The organism is Microbispora sitophila, assembly GCF_014892245.1.
In the GTDB taxonomy this organism is placed as follows: Bacteria; Actinomycetota; Actinomycetes; order Streptosporangiales; family Streptosporangiaceae; genus Microbispora; species Microbispora siamensis.
In genome coordinates this window covers 199282-224773 of the sequence record NZ_JADBGC010000009.1, presented here as the reverse complement: position 1 = coordinate 224773, position 25492 = coordinate 199282, and the positions used below count along the sequence as shown (strand labels likewise).

General features: G+C 71.9%; 20 protein-coding genes and 1 pseudogene. 8 read left to right on the top strand and 13 right to left on the bottom strand.

Annotated features, from left to right (window positions below; genetic code table 11):
• Positions 1–107 precede the first annotated feature (107 nt).
• A complete protein-coding gene (locus tag IL992_RS18595; protein WP_193204618.1) occupies positions 108–1229 on the bottom strand; it encodes a DUF5925 domain-containing protein in 1122 nt (373 codons plus the stop codon).
• 162 nt (positions 1230–1391) lie between these two features.
• Here IL992_RS18595 and IL992_RS48405 point away from each other — a divergent pair, with 162 nt between their 5' ends.
• Positions 1392–2180, top strand: a complete 789-nt coding sequence (locus IL992_RS48405; RefSeq protein ID WP_193204617.1) for a peptidoglycan recognition protein family protein — start codon at positions 1392–1394, stop codon at positions 2178–2180.
• Here the strand turns inward: IL992_RS48405 and IL992_RS18585 are convergent.
• The 3 genes and pseudogenes from IL992_RS18585 to IL992_RS18575 form a co-directional block, all read right to left on the bottom strand.
• Positions 2177–2494, bottom strand: a pseudogene (locus IL992_RS18585) (protein kinase domain-containing protein); the annotation flags it as partial. The gene IL992_RS48405 and the pseudogene IL992_RS18585 overlap by 4 nt on opposite strands.
• A gap of 247 nt (positions 2495–2741) precedes the next feature.
• A complete protein-coding gene (locus tag IL992_RS18580) occupies positions 2742–4730 on the bottom strand; it encodes a sensor histidine kinase (protein ID WP_193204615.1) in 1989 nt (662 codons plus the stop codon).
• Positions 4723–5391, bottom strand: coding sequence for a response regulator transcription factor (locus IL992_RS18575; RefSeq protein WP_193204614.1), 669 nt, complete (start codon positions 5389–5391; stop codon positions 4723–4725). Before IL992_RS18575 ends, IL992_RS18580 begins: the two co-directional genes overlap by 8 nt.
• A 187-nt stretch (positions 5392–5578) precedes the next feature.
• On the opposite strand from IL992_RS18575, the gene IL992_RS18570 reads away from it, so the two are divergent.
• The 6 genes from IL992_RS18570 (at position 5579) to IL992_RS18545 (ending at position 13750) form a co-directional block, all read left to right on the top strand.
• Positions 5579–5965, top strand: a complete 387-nt coding sequence (locus IL992_RS18570; RefSeq protein ID WP_193204613.1) for a hypothetical protein — start codon at positions 5579–5581, stop codon at positions 5963–5965.
• The gene (locus IL992_RS18565) at positions 5962–6666 is read left to right on the top strand and encodes a hypothetical protein (RefSeq protein ID WP_193204612.1); all 705 of its coding nucleotides are present in this window, start codon (positions 5962–5964) and stop codon (positions 6664–6666) included. The genes IL992_RS18570 and IL992_RS18565 overlap by 4 nt, the downstream gene beginning before the upstream one ends.
• A 75-nt stretch (positions 6667–6741) precedes the next feature.
• Complete coding sequence (locus IL992_RS18560) at positions 6742–8574, top strand: methylmalonyl-CoA mutase subunit beta (RefSeq protein WP_193204611.1); 1833 nt, start codon at positions 6742–6744, stop codon at positions 8572–8574.
• Positions 8571–10712: a methylmalonyl-CoA mutase gene (gene scpA, locus IL992_RS18555; protein WP_193204610.1), complete on the top strand. Its 2142-nt coding sequence runs from the start codon at positions 8571–8573 to the stop codon at positions 10710–10712. Before IL992_RS18560 ends, scpA begins: the two co-directional genes overlap by 4 nt.
• Positions 10709–11686, top strand: a complete 978-nt coding sequence (gene meaB / locus IL992_RS18550) for a methylmalonyl Co-A mutase-associated GTPase MeaB (protein WP_193204609.1) — start codon at positions 10709–10711, stop codon at positions 11684–11686. The genes scpA and meaB overlap by 4 nt, the downstream gene beginning before the upstream one ends.
• A 99-nt stretch (positions 11687–11785) precedes the next feature.
• Entirely contained in the window at positions 11786–13750 is a 1965-nt protein-coding gene (locus tag IL992_RS18545) for a CehA/McbA family metallohydrolase (protein WP_193204608.1), read from the top strand.
• 14 nt (positions 13751–13764) lie between these two features.
• Here the strand turns inward: IL992_RS18545 and IL992_RS18540 are convergent, their stop codons facing one another.
• From IL992_RS18540 to efeU, 9 genes are all read right to left on the bottom strand, one after another.
• A complete protein-coding gene (locus tag IL992_RS18540; protein WP_193204607.1) occupies positions 13765–14385 on the bottom strand; it encodes a hypothetical protein in 621 nt (206 codons plus the stop codon).
• Positions 14372–15979 (bottom strand): extracellular solute-binding protein, encoded by a 1608-nt coding sequence (locus IL992_RS18535; RefSeq protein ID WP_193204606.1) that lies wholly within the window; start codon positions 15977–15979, stop codon positions 14372–14374. The genes IL992_RS18540 and IL992_RS18535 overlap by 14 nt, the downstream gene beginning before the upstream one ends.
• Positions 15976–17139, bottom strand: a complete 1164-nt coding sequence (locus IL992_RS18530; RefSeq protein ID WP_319018647.1) for a toxic anion resistance protein — start codon at positions 17137–17139, stop codon at positions 15976–15978. Before IL992_RS18530 ends, IL992_RS18535 begins: the two co-directional genes overlap by 4 nt.
• Positions 17140–17211: 72 nt before the next feature.
• Positions 17212–18327, bottom strand: coding sequence for a hypothetical protein (locus IL992_RS18525; protein ID WP_193204605.1), 1116 nt, complete (start codon positions 18325–18327; stop codon positions 17212–17214).
• A 190-nt stretch (positions 18328–18517) separates the two neighbouring features.
• Positions 18518–19639 carry an MFS transporter gene (locus IL992_RS18520; protein WP_226873302.1) on the bottom strand — a complete coding sequence of 374 codons (1122 nt, stop codon included), beginning with the start codon at positions 19637–19639 and terminating at the stop codon, positions 18518–18520.
• 105 nt (positions 19640–19744) lie between these two features.
• A complete protein-coding gene (locus tag IL992_RS18515; protein ID WP_193204602.1) occupies positions 19745–20221 on the bottom strand; it encodes an RrF2 family transcriptional regulator in 477 nt (158 codons plus the stop codon).
• A gap of 50 nt (positions 20222–20271) precedes the next feature.
• A complete protein-coding gene (gene efeB, locus IL992_RS18510) occupies positions 20272–21543 on the bottom strand; it encodes an iron uptake transporter deferrochelatase/peroxidase subunit (protein WP_319018646.1) in 1272 nt (423 codons plus the stop codon).
• Positions 21540–22676: an iron uptake system protein EfeO gene (efeO, locus tag IL992_RS18505; protein WP_193204601.1), complete on the bottom strand. Its 1137-nt coding sequence runs from the start codon at positions 22674–22676 to the stop codon at positions 21540–21542. The genes efeB and efeO overlap by 4 nt, the downstream gene beginning before the upstream one ends.
• Before the next feature lie 15 nt (positions 22677–22691).
• Positions 22692–23534 (bottom strand): iron uptake transporter permease EfeU, encoded by an 843-nt coding sequence (efeU, locus tag IL992_RS18500; protein WP_193204600.1) that lies wholly within the window; start codon positions 23532–23534, stop codon positions 22692–22694.
• Positions 23535–23899: 365 nt separating this feature from the next.
• Here efeU and IL992_RS18495 point away from each other — a divergent pair, with 365 nt between their 5' ends.
• Positions 23900–25483, top strand: a complete 1584-nt coding sequence (locus IL992_RS18495) for an ABC-F family ATP-binding cassette domain-containing protein (protein WP_193204599.1) — start codon at positions 23900–23902, stop codon at positions 25481–25483.
• Positions 25484–25492: the final 9 nt, after the last annotated feature.

Sequence of the window (25492 nt, the reverse complement as noted above, 5' to 3'; positions counted from 1 at the left end):
TTGTTGTTACCGCCCCGACCTGGCACATCGGATGGTTTACGTATCCGACACATGGGACGCTACGCCATCGGCGACGATGCTCCGTGCGGCCGGTCGGAGACAGCCGGTCAGAGATAGAGGCCGGTGGCGGGGGCGGGTTCGGCGGCGACGGCCGGGCGGCCGTCCCGCAGGGCGAACAGCTCGGCCAGCGTCGCACCGCCCGGACCGGCGCCTCCGGCATGGCCCAGCCACTCGGCCGCCTGCGCGGCCTCGAACCGGCCCACCTCGATCTGCGCCAGGCACCGCCCGGGCCGTACGACCGCCGGATGGAGCCTGCTGAGGTCCTCGTTGGTCGTGATGGCCACGAGCACGTCCCTGCCCTGGCCGAGCAGCCCGTCGGTCAGGTTGAGCAGGCGTGACAGGCCCTGGCCCGTCGACTGCTTGGCCTCGGCGCGGATCAGTTCGTCGCAGTCCTCCAGGACGAGCAGCCGCCAGCGCGGCTCCTCGTCCTCGCCCGGGCCGTCCCAGCCGACGGCGACGTCCATCAGGTAGCCCGGGTCGTTGAACAGCAACTCGGGGTCGAGCACGCAGTCGACCTGGCACCAGGACGCCCACTCGCGCGCGAGCGTGCGCAGCAGCGTCGTCTTGCCGGTGCCGGGCGGGCCGTGCAGGAGGACCAGCCGGCCCGTCACATCGGCCGCGGTGGTCGCCATGAGGGCGTCCAGGCGACCGGCGGCGGCCGTGGGGTAGTTCCTCCTGATCTCCCGCCAGGAGGAGGTCGTGATGGGCTTGGCGGAGCGGTGCGGCCCGTGGCTCGACCGCCACCAGAAGCCCATCCGCACGTGATCGGCGTCGGGCGCCGCCTCCTCCGCGTTCCTGGTCGCCTGCTCAAGGACGGAGCCGGCCAGTTCCTCGCTCACCGCCGTGGCGGTGAGCGTCGCCGACCGGTTCGCGCTGCGGACCACCCGCAGCGTCCATCCGTCTCCGGCGATCAGCCGGGTCTCGTGCCCGTCGGCGTGCTGGGCGACGCGCAGCAGCCGGCCGCCCTCGGCGGTCAGCGGCGCGTCGGCGCGGACCCGGCCGAGGTTGGCGGTGCGGGACCAGGGCTGCTCGCCGGTGGCGAACGGCGACAGGGCCATGGCGTCGATCACGTCGGCCGGGCTGTCGGTGTCGTCGAGCCAGATCCGCATCGGCACCGGCGGTGGGGGCGTGGAGTGAGGAGAGAAGTCGACCTCCTTGACAACGGACATACAGCGATGATCTCGACGTACGACTCGCTCTGTCGAACGGATTTATGCGGCAATTCAGTTTCCTTGCCGTTTAAGCAGTTTCTTATGGGCAAAAAGCAGTACCTGCTGGGGCGTTACCGCTACGCTCGGTGTCCAGTCGTACGGTTTTCAACGGAGAGCACTGTGGCCATCGATCTCGTGTCCCGCGCTGAATGGGGCGCGCGTCCTCCCAGGGGCTCGTACTCGTCGCTGTCCTCCACGCGGGGCGTGAAAGTCCACTACACCGGCGGCCGGGTGGACCCGGGCATCGTCACCGACCACGCCAAGTGCGTGGCCATGGTGAAGTCCATCCAGGACTTCCACATCGACGGCAACGGCTGGATCGACATCGGATATTCGATGGTGGCCTGTCCGCACCGGAAGGTCTTCGTCGGGCGCGGGCCCGGACACCTGCCGGCCGCCAACGGCCCCGGCCTGAACTCCGGCCACTACGCCGTGCTCGGTCTCGTCGGCAACGCCGGCCTGGTCCAGCCGACCGACGGCATCCTGCACGCGATCCTGGACGCGGTGGAGTATCTGCGCGCCAAGGGCGGCGCGGGCAAGGAGATCAAGGGCCACCGCGACGGCTACTCCACCGACTGCCCCGGCGACCCGCTGTACGCCTGGATCAAGAAGGGCGCGCCGCGTCCCGGCACCACGCAGCCGCAGCCCGACCCAGAACCGGAGCCAGAACCGCAGCCCACGCAGAAGTGGCCCGGCCGCCAGCTCAGGTATCCGCCCGTGATGCGCGGCGACGACGTGCGCACCTGGCAGGCCAGGATGAAGGAGCTCGGCTACGACATCGCCGTGGACGGCGCGTACGGGCCGGACTCCCAGAACGTGTGCCGCAGATTCCAGAAGGACCGGCACCTCGACGTGGACGGCGTCGTCGGCCCCGACACCTGGAACGCCGCGTTCGCCGCCAAGTCTTAGGCGCACCGCCTGAGGAGCCCGGCGGGATCCTTCGCGACGCAGGCCCAGATGATCTGCCACAGGGCGTCCGGCATCCCGGGCAGTCGCCGGGGCACGGCCGTCGCATGCCGCCGCAGCACCACCATCGGATGGTCGGCCACGAACGGGGGACGCCCGGCGAGCAGTTCGTAGAGGATCAACCCGATGGCGTACACGTCCACCGCCGTCGTGGGGGTGCCTCCCTCGGCCACCTCCGGAGCCAGGTACGTGGGCGTGCCGATGACCGAGGTGGTCTGGGTGAGACCCGGCCCGTGCAGGATGCGGGCCACGCCGAAGTCGGTGAGCCGCGGCCCCGTCCGCGCCCATCGTCCCGCCCCTCCCGTCCATGACCGAGATCACAATACTGAGGAAGATCCAGACGGAACCCGTCCGTAAGCCGCGGGACACCCGGTCGCGGTCCGCCCCGGCCAGCGGGATCTCTGGGCACGAGTCCGCGCGCCCAGCACTGTCTGGGCGAAACGCAGGGAATGCCGGCATGCCACGTAGTGGGCGCACCTGGCCGCCTTCGCCGCCACGCCTTCGCTAGTTCACCGGCAGCGGCAACCTCGCCCTGACCTCCCAGCCGTTCGCGGTCGGCCCGGCGGTGGCCGATCCACCGATCTCCTCGGCCCTGTCCCTGATCGAACGCAGGCCCACCCCGGGAGACCAGGAGGACGGCGGATCTCCGTCGTCCTCCACGGTGACGACGAGATCGCGGTCGGCCGACACGCTGATGACACACCGGCGCCCGTCGGAGTGCCTGATCACGTTGGCGAGCGCCTCGTTCGCGATGCGGTACGCCGCCAGTTCGACCGCGGGTGACAGCGTGGGAAGCGACCACGGCGCGTCGAGTTCCACGGCGATCCCGCGGCGGGCCTCACCGGACAGCCCCGCCACCTTCTGGCTCAGGGCGCCGACGAGACCGAGATCGTCGAGTTCAATGGGGCGCAGCCCGTAGACGACGTCGCGCACCGAGTCGAGCGCGGTGCGCAGATCGGCACGCACCTCCCCGAGCAGCCGTTCCGCCTCGTCGGTGTCCGAACGGATCAAGTTGGACGCCGCGTCGGCGAGGAAGGTGACGCTGGCCAGCATCGGCCCGAGACCGTCGTGCAGCTCGCGCTGCAGCCGCACCCGTTCGGCCGCGCCGGCTTCAATCGTTGCGATGCGGGCCTGCCGGACCTGCTCGCTCAGCGCGGTGGCGTGCAGGGCGACGGACAGCGGAGTCGCGATGAGGTCGAGCGCCCGCCGGTCGCTGTCGTGCAGCCGGCCCTCGCCGCGGCGCAGTCCCACAACGAGGCCGCCGACCGGGGTGCCCCGGTATCCGAGCGGGATCTCCGACGACGGGGAGCCGTCCGGGACGCCGGCCGCGGCCAGCTCAGCGCCGGTGGGGCCGTGCAGGACGAGCCACGGAAGGCGCAGTGCCGCTCGCGTCCGGTCGAGCACGTCGGTCAGGTCGTCGTCGTGGCGCAGCCGCTCGCCGATCCGTGAGGCCGTGGCGGCGGGATCGGAGCGGGTGCCGTAGAAGACGCGGTCGATCAATCGCTGCAGTGCCAGTCGCAGCGGCGTGAAGCAGATCGCCACGACGATCGACGAGCCGATCGCCACGCCGCGCTCCGCGCTCTCCGGCACCAGCAGTGAGAACGCGGCGACGAGGCCGGCGTAGACCGCGACGACGACTGACACGGTCAGGCCGTACAGCAGCGCCCTGGACAGCACGAGCCGGATGTCGAACAGCTCGTACCGCACGATCGCGATCCCGATCGCGATCGGGAAGAGCGTGAACGACAACAGGAACAGGATCGGCCCGTCCCCGGTGAGCCAGCGCTGCGAGTTGATCAGCAGACCGGCCAGCAGCGCCAGGATCAGCCAGAGCAGCCGCCGCCGAGTGCGTTCGCCGCCGCGGACGTAGCGTCGAACCAGGGCGACGATCACCGCTACCCAGAGCGCCGAGTTGAGGTAGCCCATCGCGTCGTCGAGCGGGCCGGAAACGGTCAGCCCAGCGGAGAGGATCGTGGTGGCCTGCGGGTGATCCCAGTAGTAGGCGTCGGAGAGCAGTCCGCTCACCAGTTGGTAGCCGCCGCTCACCCAGAGGAGACAGGCCACCGGCAGCCAGCGCCGGGACGGCAGGCGCCCTGTCGGGAACATCAGCAGAGCCACCGGGAACAACCCCGGCAGGCCGGCCTGCCATGCCCCCATGGACACGGTGGCGAGCGCGCGGACGGCCGGAACCGGCCAGCCGGCGCGGATGGCGAACAGCAGCAGCATCACCGCGGCGGCCGTCATCAGGTGACCGATCCCGCACACCAGGAACATGGGCCCGATGAGGTTGCGCGTCCCAAACCACGCGATGACCGCTCCCGAACCGAGGAATCCGATCCCGATGACGAGGTTGGTCAGCGTGTAGGAGTCGACGAAGGCCCGCCACCCGGCCCCGGTGACGACGGTGAACGCGATCGAGACCAGGGCGAGCACGCCGCCGGCCGCCACCGTGACGATCAGCGGAGCCCGCGCCCACCGGACGGCGTCAGTCACGCCGACCCAGCCCAGCGTCCTTGGCGATCACGATGGCCTCCCCCCGGGTGGCCACGCCCAGTTTGAGGAAGATCGCTGAGATGTGGTTTCCGACGGTCTTCGGCGAGAGCGCCAGCCGATGGGCGATGGCGCCGTTGGTCGCGCCGGTGGCGACCAGGTCGAGCACTTCCCGCTCGCGTGGCGACAGTTGGGGCAGCACAGGCGAGTTCCGGTCGTCCGTGAGCCGCCCGAGCACCCGCCCCGCCACGGCCCCGCTGAAGATCACGTCTCCGGCGGCGATGGCGCGGATGGCGCGCTCGATCTCGTCCTGGTCGGCCGTCTTCAGCAGGTATCCGCGCGCGCCGGCACGCAACGCCTGCGCGATGAGGGTGTCCTCGTCGAACATCGTGAGCACCAGCACGGCCGTGGCGGGATGGTCCCGGGTGATCCGCCGGGTCGCCTCGACGCCGTCCACGCCCGGCATGCGCAGATCCATCACCGCGACGTCGGGACGGAGCAACGCGACCTCGCGCAGCGCCTCCGCGCCGGTGCCGGCCTGGGCGACCACCTCGATCCCCGGCAGGGTGCCGAGCAGCGCGGCGAGCCCGCGCCGGACGACCGGGTGATCATCAGCCAGGAGCACCCGGATGGGCGGGGAGCCGTCCGCCTGCTGGGGGGTCATGGGCCGATTATTTCGCCGCCCGACCGGGGCGAATAGGGGCGCGGTCCCGGCAGCGCCGGGAGAATTCCCGGTCCGGACGGGCGAGGACATGACGGCGGCCTCATGCCGCGGTGGCACGGGAGGCCGAATCTGGACGAGATCCCGCACGCGATGGTGCGGTGACCCTTCGGATCGGAGCAGAAATCTGATGTCCGCCACCATTCCTCCGGAAACCCCCGCCGCGCCCGCACGCAGGTCCTCCCTGCTCGCCCGAACCGGGCTCGTCCTCGCCGGCCTGCTCGCCCTCGGCGACATCCAGACGTCGGTGTCGCAACTCCCCGACGACCCGGTCGTCCCGGGCGTGCTCATCGCGGTCTCTGTGATCTCGCTGGTCGCCATCCCGTTCGCCTGGCTGGGGGCGAAATGGGCCAGGAACGTCGTGGTCGTCGTGCGGGTGCTGGCCGCCCTGAGCGCGGTACCGGCCTTCATCGCGCCCGGAATCCCCACCGAGTGGATCATGATGGCCGCAGCCGGGATCGTCCTGTCGCTCGTCGCCGTCGTCCTCCTGCTCGTCACCCCGAGGGGGGCGCGATGAGCGCGGGATCGCTCTCCGGCGCCGCACCGCGGCGGGACCTGCGCACGGCGAGCCGGGTGGTGTCCGCGATCCTGATGCCGATCGGTCCCGCCTGCGTGGCCGTCATCCGGCTCGTCATCCCCGGCGGATCAGGCGACGTCGGGGCCGAGGTCGCGGCGAATCCCGGCGCACAGCGGCTCGTGCTGCTTCTCGGCATCCCGGCGCTGTTCACCCTGCTGCCGGGCGCGTACGCGGCGCTGCACCTCGGCCGGCGGCACCGTCCCGTCCTGGCCGCCTGGGCCGCCGTGTTCCTGATTCCCGGCTACCTCGGCATGACGGTGCTCGGCGCGGGAGACTCCGCGGTGCTCGCGGGTCGGAACATCGGCTTGGCGCCGTCGGATATCACACGTCTCAGCGAGGAGATCCTCTTTCTGAACATGGTCCCGGCCCTCGTCTTCGTGGTGGGTCACATCGCCGGCACGGTGTTGCTCGGTGTCCTGGCCATCCGGGCCAGGCTGATCCCGCTGTGGGCGGCGGCCCTGCTGACGGTCTCGCAGCCGCTGCACCTCACCGCGATCGTCGTCGTGAACGCGTGGCTGGACCTGGTCGCCTGGGGGCTGACCGCCGTGGGCATGGGGTTCCTCGGGCTGCGGGTGCTGCGCACGCCGAACGACGAGTGGGAGCTTCCGTCCTGCACGGCCGCCTTCGCCGACAAGAAGTAGCCGCCCAGACAAGCTTGTCCGCAGACCGGGACCCCGGGGCCCCGGACTTAAGCCGCTGCATTTAGCATCCGGTTCATGACGGTGCCGCCTGTTGAACTCGACGATCTCGCCGATCCCGCAGCGGGGTTCCCGCAGGCCACGCGGGAGCAGTGGAGGACGCTCGCGGCCGAGGTGCTGCGCAAGTCCGGCTGGGACGGTTCGCCGGACGAGGCCGAGGCCGCCCTGACCACCACGACCTACGACGGGGTGGCGGTCGCCCCGCTGTACGACGCCGCCGACCTGCCGGCCGCGGCGGGAACGGCGCGCGCGGTGCGCGGCCCGGGCGCATGGGATCTGCGTCAGCGGCACGCCGACCCCGATCCGGCCGCGACCCGGGAGGCGATCCAGGCCGACCTGGAGAACGGCGTCACGTCCCTGTGGCTCGACCTGAACGCGATCGATCCGGCCGCGCTGCCGGCCGTGCTCGACGGCGTCCTGCTCGACCTCGCCCCGGTCGTCCTCGACGCCGGCCCACGTACGGCGGAGGCGGCGGAGGCGTTCCTGCGCTTGACAGATGGGATGGCCGCGGGGGCGGCGCTGCCCGGGGGCAACCTGGGCGCCGACCCGATCGGGCTGGCCGCCCGCACCGGCGCGACCGTGGACACCGGCGCCGCCGTGGCGCTCGCCCGCCGGTGCGCCGCCGATCACCCCGGCCTGCGGGCGATCACCGTCGACGCGCTGCCCTACCACGACGCGGGCGGCGCCGACGCCGAGGAGCTCGGCTGCTCGGTCGCGACCGGCGTCGCCTACCTGCGGGCGCTGACCGGCGCGGGCCTGACGGCCGAGCAGGCGTTCGGGCAGCTCGAGTTCCGCTACGCCGCGACCGCCGACCAGTTCCTCACCATCGCCAAGCTCCGGGCCGCCCGGCGGCTGTGGGCGCGGGTCGCCGAGGTCACAGGGGTCGCCGGAGAACCCGGCAGGCAGCTTCAGCACGCGGTCACCTCGTCGGCGATGATGACCGTCAGGGACCCCTGGGTGAACATGCTGCGCACGACCGTGGCCTGCTTCGCGGCCGGGGTGGGCGGGGCCGACGCGGTCACCGTCCAGCCGTTCGACGCCTGCCTCGGGCTGCCCGACGCGTTCGCCCGGCGCGTCGCGCGCAACACCCAGTCGCTGCTGGTGGAGGAGGCGAACGTCGCCCGGGTGGCCGACCCGGCCGGCGGCTCGTGGTACGTGGAACGGCTCACCGACGACCTCGCCGCCCGGGCCTGGGAGTGGTTCAGGGAGATCGAGCGGGCCGGCGGCATGGCCGCCGCGCTGGAGCGGCTGGTCCCCGAGCGGCTGGCGGCGACCAGGGCCAGGCGCGCGGACAACCTCGCCCACCGCCGCGACCCGGTCACGGGGGTCAGCGAGTTCCCCGACCTGAAGGAGAGGCCGGTGTCCCGGCGGCCAGGCCCCGGGCTCGCCGTCACCTCCGGCAGCGTGTCCGGTGGGGGACTGCCGGTGATGCGCTACGCCGAGGAGTTCGAGGCGCTGCGCGACCTCGCCGACGCCCAGCCGAGCCGGCCCACGGTGTTCCTCGCCACGATCGGGCCGGTCGCCGCGCACACCGCGAGGGCGACGTTCGCCGCCAACCTGTTCGCTGCGGGCGGCATCGCGACCGTCACCAGCGGCCCGGGCACCGACCCGGCGGCGATCGCCGCGGCCTTCCGCGACTGCGGCACCCCCGTGGCCTGCCTGTGCTCCAGCGACCGGCTCTACGGTGAGCACGCCGCGGTGGTCGCCGCGGCGCTGCGGGAAGCCGGGGCGCGCACGGTCTGGCTGGCCGGGAAGGGGGAGTATGAGGGCGTGGACGCCACCCTGTACGCCGGGTGCGACGCGCTCGGGGTGCTCCGCGCGACGTTCGACGATCTGGGAGTGAGCCGATGATTCCGGATTTCTCGGAGATTGACCTGGGATCGGGCGCCGCGGTGGCGGACATCCCCGACGGCCCGGCCCGGGAGACTTCTGCCTGGGAGACGCCCGAGGGCATCGCGGTCAAGCCGTTCTACACGGCGGCCGACCTGGAGGACGGCCCGTCCCTCGAGACCTACCCGGGCATCGCGCCCTTCCTGCGCGGCCCGTACCCGACGATGTACGTCACCCAGCCGTGGACCATCCGGCAGTACGCCGGGTTCTCCACGGCCGAGGAGTCCAACGCGTTCTACCGGCGCAACCTGGCGGCGGGGCAGAAGGGCCTGTCGGTCGCCTTCGACCTCGCGACCCACCGGGGCTACGACTCCGACCACCCCCGCGTCGCCGGCGACGTCGGCATGGCGGGCGTGGCGATCGACTCGATCTACGACATGCGGCAGCTGTTCGACGGGATCCCGCTCGACCGGATGAGCGTGTCGATGACGATGAACGGCGCGGTGCTGCCGATCCTGGCGCTCTACATCGTCGCGGCCGAGGAGCAGGGCGTCACGCCCGACAAGCTGGCGGGGACCATCCAGAACGACATCCTCAAGGAGTTCATGGTCCGCAACACCTACATCTACCCGCCGGACCCGTCGATGCGGATCATCTCCGACATCTTCGAGTACACCTCCAAGAACATGCCGAAGTTCAACTCCATCTCGATCTCCGGCTACCACATCCAGGAGGCCGGGGCCACCTGCGACCTCGAGCTCGCCTACACGCTGGCCGACGGGCTGGAGTACCTGCGCGCCGGGGTGCAGGCCGGGCTCGACATCGACGCGTTCGCGCCGCGCCTGTCGTTCTTCTGGTGCATCGGCATGAACTTCTTCATGGAGGTCGCCAAGCTCCGCGCCGCCCGGCTGCTGTGGGCCCGCCTGGTCAAGGGCTTCGGCCCGCGCAACCCCAAGTCGCTGTCGCTGCGCACGCACAGCCAGACCTCCGGATGGTCGCTGACCGCGCAGGACGTGTTCAACAACGTCGTACGGACCTGCGTCGAGGCGATGGCGGCCACCCAGGGGCACACCCAGTCGCTGCACACCAACGCCCTGGACGAGGCGCTCGCGCTGCCGACCGACTTCTCGGCGCGGATCGCCCGCAACACCCAGCTTCTACTCCAGCAGGAGTCGGGCACCTGCCGGGTGATCGACCCGTGGGGCGGCTCCTACTACGTCGAGCGGCTGACCCGGGAGCTGGCGCGGGCGGCCTGGGGCCACATCCAGGAGGTCGAGCGGGCCGGCGGCATGGCCCGGGCCATCGACCAGGGGCTGCCCAAGATGCGCATCGAGGAGGCGGCGGCCCGCACCCAGGCCCGCATCGACTCCGGCAGGCAGCCGGTGATCGGCGTCAACAAGTACCGCCCCGAGGCCGACGAGCCGATCGAGGTGCTCAAGGTCGACAACACGGCCGTGCGCAACCAGCAGATCGACAAGCTGCGCAGGCTGCGCGAGGAGCGCTCGGCCGACGCCGTCAACGAGGCGCTGGAGGCGCTGACGAAGGGCGCGGCCGGCGGGGAGAACCTGCTGGAGCTCGCGGTGAACGCCGCCAGGGCCAAGGCCACGGTCGGGGAGATCTCCGACGCGCTGGAGAAGGTCTTCGGACGGCACGCCGCGCAGATCCGTACGATATCGGGCGTGTACCGGGCGGAGGTGGGCGGCGCCGCGGACCGGGTCCGGGAGGCGTGCGCGCAGTTCGAGAAGGCGGAGGGCCGCCGGCCCCGCATCCTCGTCGCGAAGATGGGCCAGGACGGCCACGACCGGGGCCAGAAGGTGATCGCGAGCGGCTTCGCCGACCTCGGCTTCGACGTCGACGTCGGCCCGCTGTTCCAGACGCCCGAGGAGGTCGCCCGGCAGGCCGTCGAGGCCGACGTGCACGTGGTCGGGGTCTCCTCGCTGGCGGCCGGGCACCTGACGCTGGTGCCCGCGCTGCGGCAGGCGCTCACCGGCCTCGGCGCGGAGGACATCATGATCGTGGTCGGCGGCGTGATCCCGCCGGGCGACGTCGCGGAGCTGCGGGTCGCGGGCGCCTCGGCGATCTTCCTGCCCGGCACGGTGATCGCCGACGCCGCCCTGGAACTGCTGCGCGAGCTGTCCGCCCGGCTGGGTCATAAGTGACCGCGCCGGGGATCGAGGACTACGTCGAGGGCGTGCTGTCGGGCGACCGGCGGTGGACCGCCCGGGCGATCACGCTGGTGGAGTCGACCAGGGCCGACCATCGGGAGATGGCGCAGCGGCTGCTGGTCGAGCTCACCCCGCACTCCGGCAAGGCCCGCAGGGTGGGCGTGTCCGGGGTGCCCGGGGTCGGCAAGTCGACCTTCATCGAGGCGCTCGGCACCCATCTCACCGGGCAGGGGCACCGGGTGGCCGTGCTGGCCGTGGATCCCTCGTCGCGACGCTCGGGCGGCAGCATCCTGGGGGACAAGACCCGGATGGCCAGGCTGTCGGCCGATCCGAACGCCTTCATCCGGCCGTCCCCCACGGCCGGGACGCTCGGCGGCGTGGCGAAGGCCACCCGGGAGGCCATCGTCGTCGTGGAGGCGGCGGGCTACGACATCGTGCTCGTCGAGACGGTCGGAGTCGGTCAGTCGGAGACCGCGGTCGCCGACATGGTCGACACCTTCCTCCTGCTCACCCTCGCCCGCACCGGTGACCAGCTCCAGGGCATCAAGAAGGGCGTGCTGGAGCTGGCCGACGTCATCGCGGTCAACAAGGCCGACGGCGAGCACGAGACGGCCGCGCGCAAGGCGGCGCGGGAGCTGTCCGGGGCGCTGCGGCTGCTGCGCTCGGCCACGCCCGTGCTGACCTGCAGCGGCCTCACCGGCGCCGGGCTGGAGGAGCTGTGGGCGCACGTCGTGCGTCACCAGGAGGGCGCGGACCTCGCCGCCAGGCGCAGCCGTCAGCAGGTCGAGTGGACGTGGGCGCTGGTCAGGGAGCGGCTGCTGGGCATGCTCCGCGACGCCACCGGGGAGATCGCGCCGGAGATCGAACGGCAGGTCCTCGACGGCACCCTCACCCCGGCGCTGGCCGCCGACCGCATCCTGGCGGCCTTCCTTCATGACACTCGGGGGATCCCCTTTCCTCCCGGGTGAGAAAGATCGCTACCCGTGTGACCGGGAATGCACTGTTGCACGTTTTCCCCGGCCGGAACCGTGCCACCATGTGGCCGCTTTCGATTACGGGGAGGTGCGATGAACCACGATCCGATGATGCCACCGCAGGTGGAGCGCGCTCTGCGGGAGTATCGCGCGTTACTTTCCGCACACGGGATCACCTGGGGAGAGCCACCACTGGGATACGTGCGGATGATGCCGTTCCTCCGGTTCCCGGAGGAGGCCGACCGGATGAGCATCAGGCCGGACCTCGACGCGGAGTTCCGTGACGCGCTGGACGGCGAGGTCCCCCGGGGCCTCGTGGCGCTGCGGCTGACCGCGGACGGCCACCGACTGAAGCACCGTCTGGAGCACGGTCCGGCCCGGCCGCTGCTGTCGCCGGGGCCGGTGCCCGTCGTCCTGCTGGTCGATTCCGCGCTGCCGCACCCGGTGGAGGTGACGGCCGACGGCGTGCCGTACGGGATCGTGGCGGGCGGGGCCAAGCTCCTCGACGTGACGACCGCGACCGTGCTCACGGTGGACGGCGAGGCGGTGGACCTGTCGGGGCTGGCCCGGCCCGCGCCGGCCGCGCGCCTGCGGTTGCGCGCGGGCTTCCCGTGCCGCTGGAGCGTCACGTCGGCGGACGGCCAGGGGTGGTATCCGGAGGGAGTGCCGGAGCGGCGCGACAACGACGACAGGCCGTTCTTCCACGGCGACGACATCGTGCTCGCCGTGCCCTGCGAGCCGGTCACGATCCGGGTCACGCGTGGCATGGAGTACGGCATCACCGAGACGACGGTCGTCCCCAGGACGGGGGAGGAGACGCTGGTCGGCCTCGCGCCGCAGCGGCTGTACCACGCCGCCGCCCGCGGCTGGTACGGCGCCGACCTGCACGTCCACATGAACTGGGCGGGCGACCTGGTCGCCGTCCCGGCGGAGGCGGCCGCCGCGCAGCTCGGCGAGGACCTGCACGTGCTCAACCTCGTCGCCGGGAACGTCGCGGGAGACCGGGTCTACGACCGGGAGGCGCTCCAGCACTGGGCCGGGCGCGACCTGCCGTGGTCGGACGCCGGGCACGTGGCCCGGATGGGCGTGGAGTATCGCAACGACCTGTTCGGGCACGTCCACGTCTTCGGCGTGGCCGCGCCGCCCGCCGTCTACCACACGGGCTTCGGCGCGGACGCCGACTGGCCGCCCAACGCGGCGGTCTGCGGCGACCTGCGGGAGCCGCGCGCGGTGCTCGGGTACGCCCACCCCTTCCACGGCCCGGTCTCCTCCCCGGAGGACGTGGCCGCGAACGGGACCAGGAACTGCACCGGCCGTGCCCTGGTGGTGGACGCCGCGCTCGGCCTGGTCGACGGAGTGGAGGTGCTCCACTTCAGCGACCTGTCGCCCGCCCCGGGGACGGCCGAGGTCTACCGGAGGCTGGTCGGCGCGGGCAACCGGCTCGCCGCGCTCGCCGGGACCGACACCATGCTGTCGTTCACCCGCCAGGACACGGTCTCCAGCCCGCCGGGCTGGGAGCGCGTCTACGCCCGTGTCGACGGGCCGCTCAGCGCCGAGTCGTTCGCCGAGGCCGTACGGCGGGGCCGCACGTTCGCCACCACCGGCCCCTGGCTGGAGCTCACGGTGGACGGCCTGGGGCCGGGGGAGACGCTCGTCCTGGAGGGCGGCGAAACGGTCGCGATCCGGGCGCGGGCCGTCGGGCCGGAGGTGGAGCACATCGAGATCAGGACGGCGGCCGGAGTGCTCGCCGAGGGGCCGGGCCACGAGATCACCGCGTCCCTGTCCGTGACCGACCCCACCTACGTGGTCGCCGTGGTCCGCGGCGGCCCCCATCCGCGCTCCCCGCGCGGGCGCGCGTACGCCCACACCAGCCCGGTCTACCTGGACGTGCGGGGACGGCACGTGGCAAGAGAGGAGGACGTGCGCTGGTGCCTGCGGTGGCTCGACCTGCTCGACGAGCTGGTCAGGGTCAGGGCCCGCCTGCGGACCCGGGCACAGCTGCGCGACCACCTCGACCTGATCGAGAAGGCCAGGGCGGTGTACGAATCGCGGCTGTGAGCAGAGATCTGTGACTACAGGTCGAGCGACGACCCGCCGAAGCGGTCCCGTAGGAACCGGCCCTGGTCCCTGAGCGCCTGCTCGTCCCCCTGGTAGACGGCCTCCGCGATCGCCGACAACCCCGACTCCAGCAGGCCGAGCTGGGCCATCAGCTCCTCGTGCGCGCTGCGCTCGCGCGACCCCCGGCGGGTCAGCGCGTACGACCTCGGCAGGTTGGCGTACGCCTCCAGGCTGGTGGGCAGGTAGTCGCGGATGGCCTGGGAGACGACGTGCAGGTGGTCGGGGGCGGAGGTGAGCGCCTCCGCCCTGGCGAGCACGTCGCGCAGGATCGCGGCGAGGTCGCCGACCTTGGCCACGACGTCCTCGGGGAAGCGGGGTGGCGACACCTTGGCCACGAGGACGTCGAGATCGTCCCGCAGCGCCCGTGTCTCGACCTCGGCGTGGGAGATCGTCAGCCGCACCCGGTCGGGCGGGGCGAGCAGAGCGCCCACGCCGTACAGCCCGGCGACGACCACCGGCCACAGCGAGCCGGCGAGGCCGAGGAAGTGCAGCCCGAGGCCGCCGAGTGCGAGGGCGGAGCCGACGATGTTCCGCGTCGAGCCGAGGTAGGACAGGATCCGGTCACTGGTAGCCACGGATCTCCTTGAACGCCGAGGCGAGCGACGCCTGCCTGGCGTCGAACACCGCGCCGCCGGTGAGCGTGGCGACCTGGCGCATCTCGGACACGTCGCTGTCGCCGAACAGCACCACGAACGTGGGGATCCGGGTGCCCAGGGCCCGGCAGAAGCCGGCGAAGTCCTCGTAGGAGGAGCCGTCGGTGTTCTCGCCGTCCGTCATGAGCACGACCGAGGTGAAGTCCTCGCCGCCCTGTCCACCACCCTGTCCACCACCCTGGCCGCCCCGGGCCGTCTCGTACGCGTCGCGCAGGCCGTCGTAGATCGCGGTGCCGCCTCTCGCCGTCAGGCCCTCGCCGTACGCGCGGATCTGACGCAGGACCGCCGCGGGATCGCGGTCCGGCACCGTGAACGTGCTCGCCGGGCCGGCCCCGGTGCTGAACGGCAGCAGCGTGACCGTCTCCCTGTTGCGGAACCGGGAGAACTGGCCGGAGGCCGAGGCGTCGGCGCCGGTCAGCGCGGCGAGCGCCTGCTTGAGCGCGTCGATGCGGTCGCCCTCCATCGAGCCGGAGGTGTCCAGCACGAACACCGTGCGCGACGGGCGCCGCACCTGGTTGAGGTACACGTTGATCAGCGCGTCGGCGGCGCTGCGCCGGTTGGGGAAGGGCAGCTCCAGCAGCGGGGCCGTGCCGAACCTGGCGTCCGGCCGCACCTCGGGCACGATGGGCCGCCGCGCCGTGGTCGTCATGATCTCGCGCTGCACCCCGGGTGTGCGCAGCCAGGCTGCCAGCTTGCCGTACAGCTCCTTCTTGGGAGAGGAGGCGAGCAGCGTGAGCGGGTAGTCGGCGGTGACGACGCCGTCGCCGGGATAGACCAGCGTGAGCGGCTCCCCGGAGGCGGTGCGCAGGCCGAGCAGCACGGACTCGTAATTGATCAGCCCGTCCACGTCGGTGCGCCGCCGGAAGGCGTCGGCGAGCCAGCCCGAGGAGCCCGCGGTGAGGGTCTGCGCGGAGAAGAACCCGGTGAGCCGGGGAGTGACGGCCGTGATCTGGGCCTGGTCGAGCGCCTCGCCCGCGTCCGACAGCGCCGCCGCCACACCGACCAGAGCGGAAAAGCCCGAGTTCGACGACGCGGGGTTCGTCATGCCGAAGGTGAAGCGGTGTTTCCTGGCGGCCTCGGCGATGTCCGACCAGGTCGACCGGCCGGTGTCCCAGCCGAGCTCGCGGGCCTTGGCGCGGCTGAGGCCGAGCACCACGGGCGAGACCATGATCTTGGTCTGGGTGGACAGGCGCGCGCTCGCCCCGTCGATCAGGGACAGGTAGCGGTTGGAGGAGAACCAGACCGCGTCGTAGCGGCCGTCCGCGCCGCCGTTCGCCACCTGCTCGGCGCCGTCCAACGTGCCGGTGTAGGAGAGCGACACCTTCACGCCCGCCGCGCCGGCCGCCTTGGCGAGCAGCGGCTCCAGGTCCTTGATCTCGCTGCCCGCGAGGACGCGCAGCACGTCCGGGCCGTCTTCCGTCGGGGCATCCCCGCCCGCGCCCGAGCAGGCGGCGGCGACGGTGAGCGACAGGGTCAGCAGCAGCGCCAGGGCGGCGGCCGTGATCGCTCTCCTCACGACCCCGCCTCGTCGCCGCGGCGGGACCGCTCCAGATAGGCGCGGGCGTGGTCGAGCTCCGCGGTGAGGTTGTCGACGGTGACGGCCATGCTCTCCACGGCCTTGGCCTTGAAGCCGTCGATCATGTCCATCGTCGAGTAGATGTTGTCGAACGCCTTGCTCAGCGCCTCCATGCTCACCGTCGTGGCGGCGGCCTGGGTCTGGATGTCTCCCGCCTGGGTGCGCAGCATCTCGCTGGTCGCGAGGATCAGGTCAGAGGTGGTGGTGTTCAGCGCCGTGATCTGGTCGAGCACCAGCTTCTGGTTGGCGAGGGCCTGCGCCACCGTGACGGCCGTGCGCAACGCCGCGATCGTCGTGGTGGTGGCCCGCTCCACCCCCTTGATCAGCTCCAGGTTGTTCTTGCGCACCAGATCCAGCGCGAGGTAGCCCTGGGCCGACACGGCGAGCTGGGTCAACAGGTCCTGATGCTTCTGGCGCACGCCGAACAGCGCGTCCGACCGCAGGGCGTTCGCCTTCTCGGGGTCGGTGAGCTCGATCTGGTCGATCCGTCCCTGCAGCTCCGCGTCGAGTGCCGCCGCCAGCACCGCGTACTCCTGGAGCTTCGTCATCGACTCCCAGAGGTTCGCCTTCTCGCCCTCGATGGCGGCGTTGTCCTTGCGCAGCTCGTCCTGCCCGGACTTGAGCGCCCGGATGATGTCGTCGATGTGCTTTTGCGCGCTGCGGTATTTGGCGAAGTAGTCGCGGAGCCGGTCGCCGAACGGGATGATCCCGAGCAGCCGCCGGGTGCCGGCGGTCGCCTGCTTGGGGTCGAGGTCGACGATCGTGCGGCGCAGCGCGACGAGCTGACCGGCGACCCGCGCCTGGCCGTCGGCGCCCTCGCCCTTGGCCGACGCCAGCGCCGCGACCGGGCGCTTGAGCATCCGGTTGGCCACCTGGGAGGAGGCGCGGATCTCCGAGTCGCCCATCGAGGTGATGTCGTGCACCTTCCCGGTGAACTCCGGCGACCGGTGATCGAGCGTGGTGAGCTCCTCGGCGAAGCCGGCCGCCTTGCGGGCGAGTTCGGCGCCGCGCTCGCCGGGGAGCGGCAGCATGCCGGCCGCCTTCTCGGCCGGCACCGCCGCCACCGGGGCGGGCGGAGTCAGCACCAGATCTTCGGACACGGGTGTCCTCTCTTCCTGGGACTCTTCCTGGGCCCTGTCTTCCTGGACCCTGTCTTCCCGAACAAAGGGGGGTCAGGACGACGGCTTCGCACCGGCCAGGTAGCGCTGCTCGACAGTCGAGATGAGCTCTTCCAGCCGGTCGTAGGCCGGCGGCTCGACGACGTCGACCAGGCTCGCGGGCACCGGTGCCTTGGTCGTGGCCACCAGGTCAGCGAAGACCTTGGGGTCGGCGGTGCGGAAGCCGTACCTCGCGGCGAGACGCGCGAACTCGGGATCCTCCTGCAGCAGCCGCCCGACCTCCGCGGCCCGGTCCGTGAGCGGGACGAGCGTGTGCTTGCTGAGCACGGTCGGCGCGGGGTAGATCAGCCGCATGTCGGGCCGGATCGCCCCGCCGCCCGCGAACAGCCGCGCGGCGTACTGCGCCTCGTAGATCACCACCATCGGCGTCTTGCCGATCCCCAGCGCGAGGTAGTCCTCGAAGGGCGCCTCGGTGGAGGACTCCGAGTAGCCCTGGTCGAGGAACAGCGGGGCGACCGTCCGCGCCACCTCGGCGACCTGCGCCCGCGAGGTAACGACGTCGTCGCCGTTGGCCACGTAGCTGGTCGCCGCGAGATACATGGCGGCCGAGTTCGAGGTACGGACGTCCGTGGTGGTGAGCAGGACCCGCTTGCGGGCACGGTAGGAGGTGTTGCCCGGCAGCGCGTCCCAGCGGGTGCCCTTGGCGACGAGGCCGAGGAACCCGCGCAGGTCGAGGACCTGGTAGCCCGCGCCCGAGTCGTGGACCACGCCCGCCTTCGCGAGCACGTCCACGATCGGCTGGAACGTCGCGACCGCCATCGGCGAGTAGAACGGCGAGTACGTCCGCGCGATCTTGTGCGCCTGCCTGATCTTCTCGGCGGCCGGGACGCTCGAGGGAAAGGCGAAGTCGTAGGGGCGCAGGTCCACCGTGGTCGCGATTTCGCGGGATCCCGCGGTGTCGACCTCGACCCGCAGTCCGTGCCTGGCGAACGCCGCCCTGACCGCGGGATCGTCAAAGAAGGGCTTCTTCTCCGAACCGATCACACCACGGACCGTGGTGAGCGTCCGCTGCTCACCGTCGCTGCCGCCCCCGCCGTTGCCCAGCACGAGGGCGAGGACGACGGCGGCGCCCAGCGCCAGCGCCAGCCCGACCCCGATCCAACGTTTCATTCATGCTTTCCTTCGCCCCGTGGCTCTGATCCCCGTATTCCGGATTATGGGAGATAGAGGGATTGGGTGAGCGAGAGGAGAAGGGCGCGACTGAGAATTCAGGAAATGTTCATTGGGAAGTAATGAATGGGGTCGGCGGCGATTTAATGCCGAGAATACCGCTATATCACCTTTTGTCGACCGGGTGGCGTCAGCGGTACCGGCGGGTGACGGCCAGGTAGGGCAGGCACATCAGGGCAAGTCCCGCGCAGACGGCGAGCGCCACGGGTGGGCCGACCGGAAGCAGCGTGCCGGCCAGCGCCGTGCCGAGGCCGATCCCGGCGTACAGGGCCGAGGAGTTCAGGCCGACGACCACGGCGGTCTCCCCGGGCGCGGCGTTGATCAGGCGGACCTGCTGCGCCGGGGTCTGGAACCAGGTCGCCGCGCCCCAGGCCGTCATCAGAGCGGCGGTCAGCGGCAGCCAGTGCGTGCCCGCCCCGGCCGCCCAGGCGAAGACGGCCAGCGTCGCGGTGAGCAGGGAGAACCCGGCGGCCTGCACGGGGATGGGCCCGTGCCGGTCCACCATGACGCCCGCCACCAGGTTGCCCGCGACCGCGCCGACGCCGTACAGGAACAGCAGCCAGGTCTCCGCCCGCGCTCCGGCCCCGAGCGCGCGCATCACGGGAACGGCGAAGGCGTAGAGCCCATAACTGGCGGCCAGGCCGAGCACGGTCAGCGGCAGCACCGCGACCACCCCCGGCCGCCGCAGCGCCGCCAGTCGCTCCCGCAGCGGGATACGGGGGTTGCCGGGCAAGGCGGGCATCGCGGCGAACACGCCGAGCGCGCAGACCGCGCACAGCGCCGCGACCAGACCGAGCGCCGCGCGCCAGTCGAGGATCTTCCCGGCCAGGTTGCCCAGGGGCACGCCGAGGGCGGTGGCGACGGTCAGGCCGCCGACCACCACGGCCAGCGCCCGGGCCCGCTGCGTGGGCGCGACCAGCGACGCGGCCACCGCGCCCGCGTTCGGGGTGAACGCCGCGGCTCCGGACGCGGCCAGGACCCGCGTGATCATCAGCGCGGCGAAGTTCGGTGCCAGTGCCGAGGCGAGGTTGGCCAGGGCGAGCACGGCCAGGGCGCCGACCAGCAGGGCGCGGCGCGGCATGCGGGCCAGCGCGGTGGCCAGGACGGGCGACAGCACGGCGTAGGCGATGGCGAACGCCGTCGCCGACTGCCCGGCGGTGCCCTCCGTCACGCGCAGGGAGTGCGCCATCGCGGGCAGGAACCCGGCCACCACGTACGCGTCGGTCCCGACGGCGAAGGTCCCGAGGGCCATTACGAGGGTCGAGCCGAGTCCTCGGGGTGCGGCCTCGCGGGGGCTAATCGGGACATCCAACGTCCCTGTTTTGTCCATGAGAATTCTCCGTGCCAAGGTGGGGGATCAGTCGGTCATGCGGCCGTAGTTGCGGCGGGTGCGCGCCGCGCCCGCGGGGGCCTGCTCCATCAGGTCGGCGATCGTGCGGCCGGCCAGTTCGCGCCGCCACGCCAGCTCGGCCCGGCGCATCAGGCTGGAGATGCCGCAGGGCCGGTCGAACTCGGGGCCGGCGTCACGCCCGCTCACTCCGCGCTTGCGGATCTCCGTGCAGCGGAACGCCTCGAGCGGCCCCTCCACGGCGGTGACGACGTCCATCACCGTGATCCGCTCCGGTGGGCGGGCGAGCGACCAGCCGCCCCGGACGCCGGGGGTGGAGGTGAGGATCCCGGCGCGGGCCAGCGGCTGCAGCCGCTTCTTCAGGTACTCCTGCGGCAGGTCGAACCAGGCGGCGAGGCGGCGGATCGACACGGGGGCCTGGTCGTCGAGCCAGCCCAGCGTCACGCAGCAGTGCAGGCCCCACTCGACGCCCTCGCCCATCCGCATAACCGGGACTATACACGTCCCGGTTTTTCGCGGAGGCGGCGGGGGCGGTGTCAGGCGAACAGCGTGCGGCCCCAGTAGTCGCCGCCGTCGGCCACCCCGGGCGGGCAGGCGAACAGGCCGCTGGAGACGTGCTTGATGTACTCGTTCAGCGCGTCCTTCTGGGACAGCATCCGCTGGATGGGGACGAACTGCTTGCGGGGGTCACGCTGGTAGGCCATGAAGAACAGGCCGGCGTCGAGCCGCCCGAGGCCGTCGGAGCCGTCCACGTAGTTGTAGCCGCGCCGCAGCAGCCGCGCGCCGCCGTGGGCGTCGGGGTGCGCGAGCCGTACGTGCGCGTTGCCGGCGATCACCGGCGTGCCGTCCGGGCCCTTCTTGGCGAAGTCCGGCGCGTCGAACTCCCCGTGCCCGGTGAGCGGCGCCCCCTTGCCCTTGTCGCGGCCGAAGATGGCCTCCTGCTCGGCCAGCGGGGCGCGGTCCCAGGTCTCGATGTGCATCCGGATCTTGCGGGTCACCAGGTAGGTGCCGCCGTCCATCCAGGCCGGGCCGTCGCCGGGCGCGGCCCACAGGTGGTCGCGCAGCATGGCGGTGTCCTCGAGCTTGAGGTTGTTGGTGCCGTCCTTGAAGCCCATGAGGTTGCGCGGCGTCGCCTGCGCCCGTGAGGTGGACGAGGTGCGCCCGAACCCGAGCTGCGAGTAGCGGACGGAGACCTTGCCGAAGCCGATACGGGCGAGGTTGCGGATGGCGTGCACCGCCACCTGCGGGTCGTGCGCGCACGCCTGCACGCAGATGTCCCCGCCGGAGATCCCGGGCTGCAGGTCCTCGCCGGGGAAGGCGGGCAGGTCGGCCAGTGCGGGCGGCCTGCGGTCGGCGAGGCCGAACCGCTCGTCGAACAGCGACGGGCCGAAGCCGACGGTCAGCGTCAGGCCGGAGGCGGGCAGGCCGAGCGCCTCGCCGGTGTCGTCCGGCGGCGCCTCGGGCGCCCCGCCCACGGCGCCGAACGTGCCCGCGTCCTTGCCCTGGGTCATCCGGGCCGCGGCGGCGGTCCACTCCTGGAGCAGCTCCACCAGCTCGGCCTTCTTCTTCGTGATCACGTCGAACGCCACGAAGTGCAGCCGGTCCTGGGCGGGCGTGGTGACGCCCGCCTGGTGCGGGCCGTAGAAGGGCACGGGGTCGGAGGTGGAGGCCGCGTGGGCGACCGGCTCCTCCGCGAACGACCGGCTGACGACGGCGCCGGCCCCGACGGCGGCCACGCTCGCCGCGCCGAGGCCGAACAGCCGTCTGCGGCTGATCCCCGTGCCGCTCGCTGTGCTTTTCCGGGTCACCGGGCCACCACCGAGGCCACCTTGCTGATCGGCTCGGCCAGGGCGTTGATCGCGTCGGACAGCGCCTTGAGGTCGTCCTTGGACAGATCCGTGTGCAGCTTCCAGCCGTCGCCGCTGCGGTGGGCGGCGAGCGCGTTCTCGGCGTCGGCGAACTTCGCGTCGAGCGTCTTCACCAACTCGGCGTCACGCTCCTCGAGCACCGGCCGCAGCGCCTGGACGGCGGCCTTCGAGCCCTGCAGGTTGGCGTCGAAGTCCCACAGGTCCGTGTGCGAGTAGCGGTCCTCCTCGCCGGTGATCTTGCCGGTGGCGACCTCGTCGAGCAGCCCCTTGGCGCCGTTGGCGAGCTGCACGGGGGAGAGGTCGACCGTCGCGGACTTCGTCACGATCGTGTTCACGTCGGTCATCAGCTTGTCGGCGATCGGGCCGTCGCCGCCGACGTCCTTCTTGACCCACAGGTCCTTCTCGATGCGGTGGAAGCCCGTCCACTCCTCGCCGTCGGCCACGTCGTTCTCCCGCGCGTCGATGGCCGGGTCGAGGTCGCCGAAGACCTCGGCGACCGGCTCGATCCGCTCCCAGTAGGTGCGGGCGACCGGGTAGAGCTCCTTGGCCTTGGCCACGTCGCCTGCCTTGACCGCCTCGGTGAACTCCTTGGTCTTGTCGAGCAGCGTGTCGGACTGGCTCTTGATGTAGCGCTTGTAGCTGGCCACGGCCTCGGCGAGCTTGGCGTCGCCGGTGAGCGGCTTGTGCTCGCCGCTGACCTTGAGGGGGCCGCGGATGCCCTTGCCGGTCATCCCGGGCTTGCAGGCGGTCTCGTACACGCCCGCGGGGAGTTCCACCACGACCTCGCGGGTCAGGCCGGGCACGATGTTCTCGACCTCGCCCATGACCCGGTCGCCCGCGGCGTACACGTAGAACTCGGTGACCTTCGTGCCGTTGTTGGTGATCGAGAAGGTCGAGGTGCCGGCGGCCAGGTCGGACTTCGCCACCTTGCACTCGGTGTCGGTGGCGGCCACGGTGATCTTCCCGTCGCCGGCCGCGGCCGCCTCGGTCGTGGTGCCCGAGCCCGTGGACGAGCAGGCGGTGAGGCCGGCGAGGGCCAGCGCCGCGGCGGCCAGGACGGTGGGGGTGCGCATGTCGGTGGACTCCGGTCAGGAAGCGGGCTGGGGAGACTTGGAAGCGGGACTCGCCGGCGTCTTGGCCGCGGGCCGCAGGAACAGGATGAGGACGGGAACCAGGTAGACGACCCAGGCGACGGCCTCCAGCACGCTGGGCTGCGGGGTGATGTTGAACATCCCGCTCAGCAGCGTCGAGTACCAGGCGCTGGGGTCGAGCACGCCGCTGATGTCGAAGGCGTAGGTGTTCAGGCCGGGCACCAGCCCCGACTCCTGCAGGTCGTGCACGCCGTACTTGAAGATCCCGGCGGCGACCAGGACCAGCAGCAGGCCCGTCCAGGTGAAGAACTTGGTGAGGTTGATCCGCAGGGCGCTGCGGTACAGCCCCCAGCCCAGCGCGACCGAGGTGAGCAGCCCGAGCGTGATGCCGATCAGCGGGCTCGCGCTGCTGGTCGCGCCCTGGACGGCGGCGAACCACAGCAGGGCGGTCTCCAGTCCCTCGCGGGCGACCGACAGGAACGCCACCACGACCACGGCGGTGGCCCCGAGTTCCAGGGCCGCGCCCATCTTCTCGCGCAACTCGCCCGACATCTTGCGGGCCGCCGTGCGCATCCAGAAGATCATGAAGGTGACGAAGACGGTCGCCGCCAGGGACGTCACGGCGTCGAACATCTCCTGCTGCTGGGTGGCGAGGTGGGCCGCGGTGAAGGTCAGCAGCGCGCCGAACGCGACGGAGAGGAGGACGGCCACGCCGACGCCCGCCCAGACCATGGGCAGCCGTTCGCGGCGGTCGCTCTTGACCAGGAAGGCCACGAGGATGGAGACCACAAGAGTGGCCTCAAGGCCCTCGCGAAGGCCGATGAGGTAACTCGCGAACACATCGTCCTCCGGACGCTCGGTAAGCCTTACCTAAGTTAGGGCAGGTTCACCTTACCGACAAGGTCCCGAACTCGTGGAGCGGGGTAGGACTTTTGTCACCTTCAGGGGCGGCTGAGGCGACGCCCCGGCGGGCGGTGGATTAATTCGGTGGCGTCCCATCTCCGCTCCCCGTTATCGTGACGGACGTCCTGCCGCCGCACCCTGGAGGGTCACTTGGAGCTCTGAGGTCCCGACACCGCGCCCACGGCCGCCATCGGTGGTCCGGCGCAGCGACCTCAGGCAGACCCTCGCCTCGCGGCCCGTGCCCGCGGTGTCTCCGTGCGTTTGTTCACCATTTCGCCCTTGGGGATACCCGGAGCCGCTTCATGTCTCATTCCATTGTCTGTACGGATCTGTCGTTTTCCTGGTCCGACGGGACGCCCGTCTTCGAGGAGCTCGACTTCACCTTCGGCGCCGGCCGGACCGGGCTCATCGGCGTCAACGGCAGCGGCAAGTCCACGCTGCTCAAGCTGATCGCCGGAGAGCTGACCCCGACGGGCGGCTCGGTGTCGGTCACCGGGCGGCTGGGCTACCTGCCGCAGAACCTCCCGCTCGGCGCGAGCCGTACGGTGTCCGACCTGCTGGGGATCACGCCCGCGCGGGAGGCGCTGCACGCGATCGAGAGGGGCGACCTGAGCGAGGCGAACTACGACGCGGTGATCTGGGACGTCGAGGAGCGCGCCCGGGCCGAGCTCGACCGTCTCGGGCTGACCGGCGTGGACCTCGACCGGACGGTCGCGACGCTCTCGGGCGGCGAGACCGTCATGGTGGGCCTCGCCGCACGCTTCCTCGCCGAGCCCGACGTGCTGCTGCTTGACGAGCCGACCAACAACCTCGACCTCGACGCGCGCCGACGCCTGTACGACGCCGTCTCGTCGTGGACGAGGACGCTGGTGGTCGTCAGCCACGATCGCACGCTGCTCGACCTGGTGGACCAGATCGCCGACCTGCCCGCCCGCCGTACGTACGGCGGCACGCTCAGCGAGTACGAGGAGGTGCTCGCGGTCGAGCGGGAGGCCGCCGAGCGGATGGTCCGCGCGGCCGAGGGCGACCTGCGCCGCCAGCGGCGCGAGCTGGCCGAGGCGCACACCAAGCTGGCCCGGCGGGTGCGCTACGGCAACAAGATGTACGAGCAGAAGCGCGAGCCCAAGATCATCATGCAGGAGCGCAAGCGCCAGGCCCAGGTCTCGGCGGGCAAGCACCGGCTGATGCACGAGGAGAAGGTGGCGGCCGCCCGCGAGCGGCTGGCCGAGGCGGAGGACGCGGTGCGCGACGACGCCGAGATCCGGGTGGAACTGCCCGCCACGGAGGTGCCGGCCGGGCGCACCGTGCTCGAACTGGACGGCCTGCGCACGGCCGCCGGGCCGATCGGCGACCTGATCGTCCGCGGCCCGGAGCGGGTCGCCCTGCTGGGGCCGAACGGCTCGGGCAAGACGACGCTGCTGCGCACGATCCTGGGGGAGATCCCGCCGGGCGAGGGCTCGGTCCGTCGAGGCGTCCCGGTGCGTTACCTGCCGCAGCGGCTCGACGTGCTCGACGACGCGCTCAGTCTGGTCGACAACGTGCGGGCGGTCGCGCCCGCGGCGTCGGTCAACGCCGTCAGGGCCGGGCTCGCCCGGTTCCTGTTCCGGGGCGCACGGGCCGAACGGCCGGCCGGCACGCTCTCCGGAGGTGAGCGGTTCCGCGCCGTGCTGGCCTCGCTGCTGCTGGCCGAGCCCGCGCCGCGGCTCCTGCTGCTGGACGAGCCGACCAACAACCTCGACCTGGCCAGCGTGCGCCAGCTCGCGCAGGCGCTGTCGGCCTATCGGGGAGCGCTCGTGGTGGCCTCCCACGACCTGCCGTTCCTGGAGTCGATCGGCATCACCCGGTGGCTCACCCTGGGCCCGGAGGGGATGACGTCGTCGGCGTGAATACGTGTT